We start from the raw sequence: 7,366 nt of genomic DNA, 5'->3' as shown, positions 1-7,366 counted from the left end.
CTGAGAAGGTTTAACAAATGCGGATTAGAAAAGATGGTTGATACAAATGATGAATGGATTCGTACCAGAACCGGAATTGAAGAAAGAAGAATCGCCGGCGATGACATGGATACATCTGATTTAAGTTATGAGGCAGCAAAAGCAGCAATCAAGAATGCAGGCATTTCACCGGAAGAAATCGATATGATCCTGGTAGCGACCGTTACGCCTGACCAGCCATTCCCGTCGGTTGCTACAATGCTGCAGGAAAGACTTGGCGCAAAGCGTGCCGCCGCGATGGATTTAAGTGCGGCATGTGCCGGGTTTATGTATGGAATGATTACAGCCAAACAATTCATCGAAAATAATGCATATAAGCATGTCCTTGTGATTGGTGTTGAAAAGCTTTCGAAGATCACTGACTGGAACGACAGAAATACGGCCGTCCTGTTTGGGGACGGAGCCGGTGCGGTTGTGATGGGGCCTGTTTCAGAGGGAAGAGGAATTCTTTCCTTCGAGCTTGGCGCAGACGGCTCAGGCGGAAAACATCTCTTTCAGGATGATGCCTATATCTATATGAACGGCAGGGAAGTATTTAAGTTTGCTGTCAGACAAATGGGAGAGTCCAGTGTAAATGTCATCGAAAAAGCAGGATTGAAAAAAGAGGACGTGGACTTCCTGATCCCTCACCAGGCAAATATCAGGATTATGGAAGCGTCAAGGCAGAGACTTGAGCTGCCTGAAGAAAAAATGTCCAAAACCGTTAACAAATATGGCAATACTTCAGCAGCATCGATTCCAATTTCACTGGTGGAAGAACTAGAGGCTGGAAAGATAAAAGACGATGATGTCCTCGTGATGGTAGGTTTTGGCGGAGGATTGACATGGGGTGCCATTGCTCTAAGATGGGGCCGTTAATGAAAAAAATGAATTTATCCAAATAAAGCATTTCTTCTATGACCATGAAAAAGGAGATGGAACTAATGAATAAGCGCAGAGTAGTAGTAACAGGATTAGGTGCGGTGACACCGCTTGGTAATGATGTAGAAACAACCTGGTCAAATGTTTTGGAAGGTAAGAGCGGCATCGGTCCTCTCACAAGATTGAATGCAGATGAATATCCAGCAAAAGTAGCAGCTGAATTGAAAGACTTCGACCCTGAGCAATATGTTGACCGAAAAGAAGCCAGAAAGATGGACCGCTTTACTCAGTATGCTGTGGCATCTTCAATGATGGCTGTGAAGGATGCAAATCTGACTATTACAGATGAAATCGCGAACCGTGTAGGAGTTTGGATCGGATCCGGAATTGGCGGAATGGAAACATTCGAGAACCAATTTGAGACTTTCCAAAAGCGTGGATACCGCCGTGTCAGCCCATTCTTTGTTCCAATGATCATACCTGATATGGCAGCTGGACAGGTGTCAATTCTGCTGGGAGCCAAAGGAATCAATTCATGTACAGTAACGGCATGTGCGACAGGAACGAATTCAATCGGGGATGCGTTTAAAGTCATCCAGCGCGGGGATGCTGATGTAATGGTAACCGGTGGAACAGAAGCGCCGATTACAAAAATGTCAATGGCGGGTTTCTGTGCCAATACGGCATTGTCTACGAATACAGATCCGAATAAAGCTTCCCGTCCTTTCGATGCTGATCGTGATGGATTTGTTATGGGTGAAGGAGCCGGTATCGTTATCCTGGAGGATCTTGAGCATGCACTTGCACGCGGAGCAAAAATTTACGCTGAAATTGTAGGGTACGGTTCAACAGGAGATGCACATCATATTACCGCGCCTGCTCCAGGAGGAGAAGGTGGTGCGAGAGCTATGAAGATCGCTCTTGAAGATGGCGGCCTTTCTGCAGAAGATGTGGATTACATCAATGCTCACGGAACAAGCACACCTTATAATGATAAATACGAAACAATGGCCATTAAAGAGGTTTTCAATGACCATGCTTATAAATTGGCAGTCAGCTCAACCAAGTCCATGACGGGCCACTTGCTTGGGGCAGCAGGCGGTGTAGAAGCAATCTTCTCCATCCTTGCACTTCAAGACAACGTCCTGCCGCCTACAATCAATGTTGACACACCGGATCCTGATTGTGATCTGGACTATGTAACAGAGGGTGCCAGAAAAACAGAAGTGAATGTAGCCATGAGTAACTCGCTTGGTTTTGGAGGGCACAACGCAACAATCGTCTTTAAAAAATATAAATAAATTCCGCGACTGTTTCATAAGGTTATAGAAAACCTTATGAACAGTCTTTTTTTGTGCTTTTAAAGGCTCTTTTCGTAAACTTTGTTACTGTTTAATACAAACTTAAAATAGTACTTCCTTAATTAACCAGAAACAGCCCGATAAACAAGAAGAAAAGAGCTGCTCTTCCTTTCAGAAAGAAGAGCCCTGGTAATCAGGGGAAAAATCCGTTCTTTGGATTTTTCCGAAAGCAACAATCTGGGAGAAAACAGCCTTAAAAGAGTGCTCCGGGGGAGGGCGGCCAATGGGAATCGTCGAAACAAGTCAATGGCTTGATGAATGCGTGGATAATCCTGAGAAATTGTTAATGAAAAAAGGACTGACGGAAAAGAAAGCATCAGAGTTATATGGGTATTTAAAGTCATTTGGGATGTATACGCCTGCAGGGAATATGGAATACCAGATCGATTCTTTGAAGAAACGCGATGCTTGGAGAAAGATGAGTGTCTACTATAAAAAGTACCGTGCACTCTGGAAGGGACCCTCTGTTCCTGTGTATATCTTTCCTGTCCAGACTGCGAGGGGCATCTTTACAAGCGGCTTGAAAAAATCTGGAGTGTCTTTTAAAGATGAAATTTATTTATTTCTATCTGATGAGGAAGATTCCAGGGAATGGGAAGCTTTATTTCTCCATGAATATCATCACTGTACAAGGATGAACCTTTTAAAGAAAAACCCCGAACACTACACCCTTCTTGACTCCATCATTTTTGAAGGGCTGGCAGAAGACGCCGTTAAAGAATATTGCGGTGACCAGTACGTCAGCAGCTGGGCAAAGAAATACAGTGAATTCCTGCTCCAAAAACTTTGGAACCAGCACATCAAAAATGAATTGCATTTGAGGAGGAAAGAAACAAAGCATGATCAACTCCTGCTGGGAAGAGGAAGGTATCCCAACCTGATCGGATATGCCATCGGTTATTATATCGTAGGAAAATTCAGAGAAAAGCACGGTATGAGCTCTATAGAGATGATGAGCTTGGATGCCGATAAATTTATAGAAGATAAAAAGATAATGGAAAAATGAAGAGGGGGGTCATACCTCTCTTTTTTTGTTTTGTCGGATGGTTATACGTTGATATTAACTAACGTTCTAGATAGACTCAGCTTTTTGTGGATACTGCCGGATTCAGTATTACTTATCACATGTATATCATATATCTCCTTTTCGCTTCATATATTGCTAGTACAATGGACAAGCAGAAAAGGTGAGAAAATGAATATTTTGAAAATCTGGACGGTAAAGGCGGAAGGGATGATGTTTCGAGTATTTATATTACTGATAGGATTCGGTCTTTCTGTATCGGGTGGAGTAACCCTGATCATGTACCTTAATTTACTGGCAACCGGACTTACGTTTCAGGACTATTTCTTTTTCATTTCAGGGAGATTGGAATGTTATCTTCTCCTGGCGGGCATTTTGATGATCACCCTTTCTATCTATTCACCTTCGCAAAAGAAATGATGCTCCTAAATGTATTGCCTCTATTGGACTGGTCATCGCTCCCTATGAATATGAACACTGAAGATACCATTGGTGTTTATCTTGATATAGTATTATGAACGAAAAAAAGCATAAAGGAATAAACTGGCTGGGATTTGCCTATACTGAGTGACAAATAGGATGAAGCGAGGGGTCAATCATGCTATATCTTCATGACGTATGGGTAAATTGGTTTGAAGGTGAAGAAAACGGTTATAATGTTTGTCATTTTCATGAATGGAGAAAAGAGGACGTAATTGAACTTCTCGATCAGGTGCCACTGGTCAAAGTCACACCAGAACTCTTCCACTACATAGAAAATGATTTGTCGGAACTTCCTCAGTCGCTGTTAAATGATATTTATCAAAAAGCATATTTGCGAAAAAACCACGAGCGAATCCAGCTGGAATATTGTTTTATTGTTACGGATGGGACAGGCATCCTGGCGGTAGATACAATCGGATATTCCATCCCAATTAGAAAAAGCAGGATTATACCGCGTCAAGAACAGCTGGTGTACGAAATGACAGAAGATCAAGAACCGTACAATTACACTCTCCAACTGGAAAAGAAAGAAAAAGACTATCATATCCTTTCCCCAAAACCAACAATCATGAGCGGGCTGACGAGAAGGGAAAGACAGTTAAAGCAGCTAATGTTCATGGCTTTAGATCAACTGCATTCCTCTAAGAATACTGCAGAAATTCGTTACTGGTGCACCGAGTGGGCGCCACAGAATTATGAAAGAATTCAATCCATGAATTTTGAAGAAGCGTGGCAGAGCCTGTTTGAAGAAACAAAAGAAGGCTGGTCGGATAAACACTTGCTATTTTGTGAAAATCTAATAAAGGGACAACCGTTCTTTGAGAAACTCTGGGAATTGGAAAATCGTCCAAAAGTGAATTGAAGGCAGCCAAGTGGCTGTCTTTTTATATTGGATGGTTTTAAAACCATCATGGAGGGGGCGGGAATCGGAAAGTCCCAATTCGGTGGTTCTGGAGGTCAAAAGGGAGAGAGGATTCATTAGCAAGTGTCTTTAGAGTGGACCTAGAGGCAGAAGTGGAGAGAAAAAACCAGCTTGAAAGTGTCTTAAGAGAGGTTGCTAAAGACCAAAAGGGAGAGAAAATCAGCGAGAAAGTGTCTTAAGAGGGGCTCTAAAGACCAAAAGGAAGAGGAAATTAATGAGAAAGTGTCTTAAGAGAGGTTCTTAAGACCAAAAAGGAGAGAAAATCAGCGAAAAAAGTGCCTCTAGAGCAGCCGTAATGCAAACAAGAAAAGGAATCCTTTTTAGCCGGCTGACAACAACAAAAAGGGAAACAAATCAGTCAGAATATACTCCAGTGACCAATCCTTTAAACCTAAACAAGAACCTAGCGCCCCATCCAACACTAAACAAAAAGTAACTTTAGGAACTTAATAGTAACCATCACTAAAAGCCAATACCGGAAAAACATATAACTAAAAGGCAGCCACCATGGCTGCCTTTTAGTCTTACATTATTTTCTTTTACGCCCCAGCCCCATGGCTTTTTCCATTTTCATCAGCATCTTGTTTGCTGTAAAGTTGGCTTTTTCTGCACCTTTATCCAGAATTTCATCAAGTTCTTCTGAATCAATCAATTCATTGTATCGTTCCTGAATCGGAGTCAAGGCCTCGATCACTACCTGTGCGAGATCACCTTTAAAATCTCCATACCCTTTGCCGTCATACTGTTTTTCTAAATCTTCAACACTCTTTCCAGTTAAGATGGAATAAATAGATAGAAGGTTTGAGACACCAGGTTTATTTTCTTTATCAAACTTAACAATGCCGTCAGAATCCGTTACAGCACTTTTAATTTTCTTCTCGATTTGCTTAGGTGTATCCAATAGGGTAATAAATGCTTTCTGATTTGGATCGGATTTACTCATTTTCTTCAATGGATCCTGAAGCGACATCACCCGGGCTCCGACTTTAGGAATTCTGACTTCCGGGACGGTGAAAATATCGTTATATTTCTTGTTGAATCTTTCAGCTAAATCTCTTGTTAATTCAAGGTGCTGTTTCTGGTCTTCCCCAACAGGAACAAGATTTGTTTTATATAGTAGAATGTCCGCTGCCATTAATGGAGGGTAAGTCAAGAGTCCCGCTGAAACAGCATCTTTTCCGTGTGACTTGTCTTTGAATTGTGTCATTCGTTCCAATTCGCCGATATAGGCTACACATTGAAGCATCCATCCTGCCTGAGCATGTGCAGGAACCTCTGACTGAATGAAAAGAGTCGATTTGTCCGGATCGATCCCGCTTGCAATATAAAGAGCAGCAAGACTCTTTATATTTTTTCTTAATTCCATTTTGTCTTGCGGTACAGTGATCGCATGTTGATCAACAACACAGAAATAACAGTTGTAATCATCCTGCAGTTCGGCAAATTGCTTAAGTGCGCCGATATAGTTCCCTAATGTAATTGTGCCGCTTGGTTGAATTCCGCTAAAGATTGTTTGCATTTCTTTTCCTCCATTTACTAAAGAGATTTTACTATTATAGGTATTAAACAAATAAAAAAATCCACTCATCCCTACTATAAGTATAGGGACGAATGGATTATTCCGCGGTGCCACCCTAAGTTGCCCCGAAAGGCCGCTTGGTCCATGAAACATGGTGCCCGGATATCGGCAGGCTGCCGTCACTAGCTACTAAAGTTCACAAGTGAAGCTCAAAAGTCCATTCCATACAGCCGGTTGTTTGTTCACACCTGCCACAAACTCTCTGGGAAACCGAGTTGTATGTACTACTCTTTGTCATCGCATGATTTGTATTCGATATGATTATAAAAGAAAACTGAAGAGACAATCAAGTATAGAAAAGGTAAGAGGCAATCAAATCTGCAGCAACTGCTATGCTTCCGCTTAAGAGGAAAGGAGCAGTCAATGCAAAGCTTTTCTGTTTATTATATTCTTCGTGAACGTCTTTTGTTTCATCCATATCATCGAATTTTGAAATGTAGCTTCCTTCTTTGGTACTTTTACGAAAACGTTTAAACGCATACTGGATTCCGTTGAAGAATCCTGACTCCACAACTTTCATCAGGCCTCCGATTACCAAGAGCCCCATTCCGATCAGGAAAGAAATATTGATGATACCGAGCCAAAATCCGTAGTCGTAAAAAAAAGTTAAAAAAGCCGAAAACAAATATATAGTAAGTATTGCTAGAAAAACTTTTTTCAATCAAATTCACCAACATCATTTTTTTATAAGTATATCGAACTTTAAAGGCGATTATCAAGAAATTTTTAATATATATACAAGAAGTAAAAATATTAAATGAAGATTTACAGCGCTTTAGTTTACTTTAAATTCTGACAATTATCACTGAGGGGTGAAAACAAGAAAATTAAAACGCTTACAAACAAAAGAAATAACTATTCAAAATTATGAATAAAAATAAGATGAATTATGCAATATTTGCGATTGTTTTATATGAATTATTTGGGAGTTTATACTTAAAAAGGCAATTTTGTAAAGATTGTAATAAAGCACATATAGAGTAAACATCCTCTAAAGCACTGGTACATATGGGTTTCGAAGGTTAATGTGATAATTTTGCAAAAAAACTGTTAAATTAATATTGCAATAATTTCTGTATGTTGTATAATAGAAAACG

Annotated in this window: 7 protein-coding genes and 1 other annotated feature; of the genes, 5 read left to right on the top strand and 2 right to left on the bottom strand. The window is 40.6% G+C overall.

The genetic code is table 11. From position 1 onward, the window contains the following. Positions 1 to 33: 33 nt before the first annotated feature. The 5 genes from BSG1_RS18410 to BSG1_RS18390 all read left to right on the top strand — a co-directional run bounded on the left by BSG1_RS18410 (position 34) and on the right by BSG1_RS18390 (position 4,630). Entirely contained in the window at positions 34 to 897 is an 864-nt protein-coding gene (locus tag BSG1_RS18410; protein ID WP_442852167.1) for a beta-ketoacyl-ACP synthase III, read from the top strand. 65 nt (positions 898 to 962) lie between these two features. Continuing rightward, positions 963 to 2,201, top strand: coding sequence for a beta-ketoacyl-ACP synthase II (fabF, locus tag BSG1_RS18405; protein WP_006838735.1), 1,239 nt, complete (start codon positions 963 to 965; stop codon positions 2,199 to 2,201). Between the two features lie 283 nt (positions 2,202 to 2,484). Then, positions 2,485 to 3,267 carry a DUF2268 domain-containing protein gene (locus tag BSG1_RS18400; RefSeq protein ID WP_006838734.1) on the top strand — a complete coding sequence of 261 codons (783 nt, stop codon included), beginning with the start codon at positions 2,485 to 2,487 and terminating at the stop codon, positions 3,265 to 3,267. A gap of 189 nt (positions 3,268 to 3,456) precedes the next feature. Next, positions 3,457 to 3,705 (top strand): hypothetical protein, encoded by a 249-nt coding sequence (locus BSG1_RS18395; protein WP_232214258.1) that lies wholly within the window; start codon positions 3,457 to 3,459, stop codon positions 3,703 to 3,705. A gap of 178 nt (positions 3,706 to 3,883) precedes the next feature. Beyond that, positions 3,884 to 4,630: a YjbA family protein gene (locus BSG1_RS18390; protein WP_006838732.1), complete on the top strand. Its 747-nt coding sequence runs from the start codon at positions 3,884 to 3,886 to the stop codon at positions 4,628 to 4,630. Between the two features lie 589 nt (positions 4,631 to 5,219). On the opposite strand, the gene trpS is transcribed toward BSG1_RS18390, so the two are convergent. Both trpS and BSG1_RS19940 read right to left on the bottom strand, forming a co-directional pair. Beyond that, the gene (trpS, locus tag BSG1_RS18385; RefSeq protein ID WP_006838729.1) at positions 5,220 to 6,209 is read right to left on the bottom strand and encodes a tryptophan--tRNA ligase; all 990 of its coding nucleotides are present in this window, start codon (positions 6,207 to 6,209) and stop codon (positions 5,220 to 5,222) included. Positions 6,210 to 6,290: 81 nt separating this feature from the next. Next, positions 6,291 to 6,516: a binding site (T-box leader), on the bottom strand. A gap of 39 nt (positions 6,517 to 6,555) precedes the next feature. Next, positions 6,556 to 6,930, bottom strand: a complete 375-nt coding sequence (locus BSG1_RS19940) for a DUF3899 domain-containing protein (RefSeq protein WP_052302409.1) — start codon at positions 6,928 to 6,930, stop codon at positions 6,556 to 6,558. Positions 6,931 to 7,366: the final 436 nt, after the last annotated feature.

It is taken from the genome of Bacillus sp. SG-1 (genome assembly GCF_000181495.1).
Taxonomy (GTDB): Bacteria; Bacillota; Bacilli; order Bacillales; family Bacillaceae_B; genus Rossellomorea.
This window is presented reverse-complemented; position numbering and strand designations above follow the sequence as displayed.

Coding starts and splice junctions, on each gene's coding strand:
- BSG1_RS18410 (WP_442852167.1), top strand. CDS start 34: ATGGTTGATACAAATGATGAATGGATTCGTACCAGAACCGGAATTGAA.
- fabF (WP_006838735.1), top strand. CDS start 963: ATGAATAAGCGCAGAGTAGTAGTAACAGGATTAGGTGCGGTGACACCG.
- BSG1_RS18400 (WP_006838734.1), top strand. CDS start 2,485: ATGGGAATCGTCGAAACAAGTCAATGGCTTGATGAATGCGTGGATAAT.
- BSG1_RS18395 (WP_232214258.1), top strand. CDS start 3,457: ATGAATATTTTGAAAATCTGGACGGTAAAGGCGGAAGGGATGATGTTT.
- BSG1_RS18390 (WP_006838732.1), top strand. CDS start 3,884: ATGCTATATCTTCATGACGTATGGGTAAATTGGTTTGAAGGTGAAGAA.
- trpS (WP_006838729.1), bottom strand. CDS start 6,209: ATGCAAACAATCTTTAGCGGAATTCAACCAAGCGGCACAATTACATTA.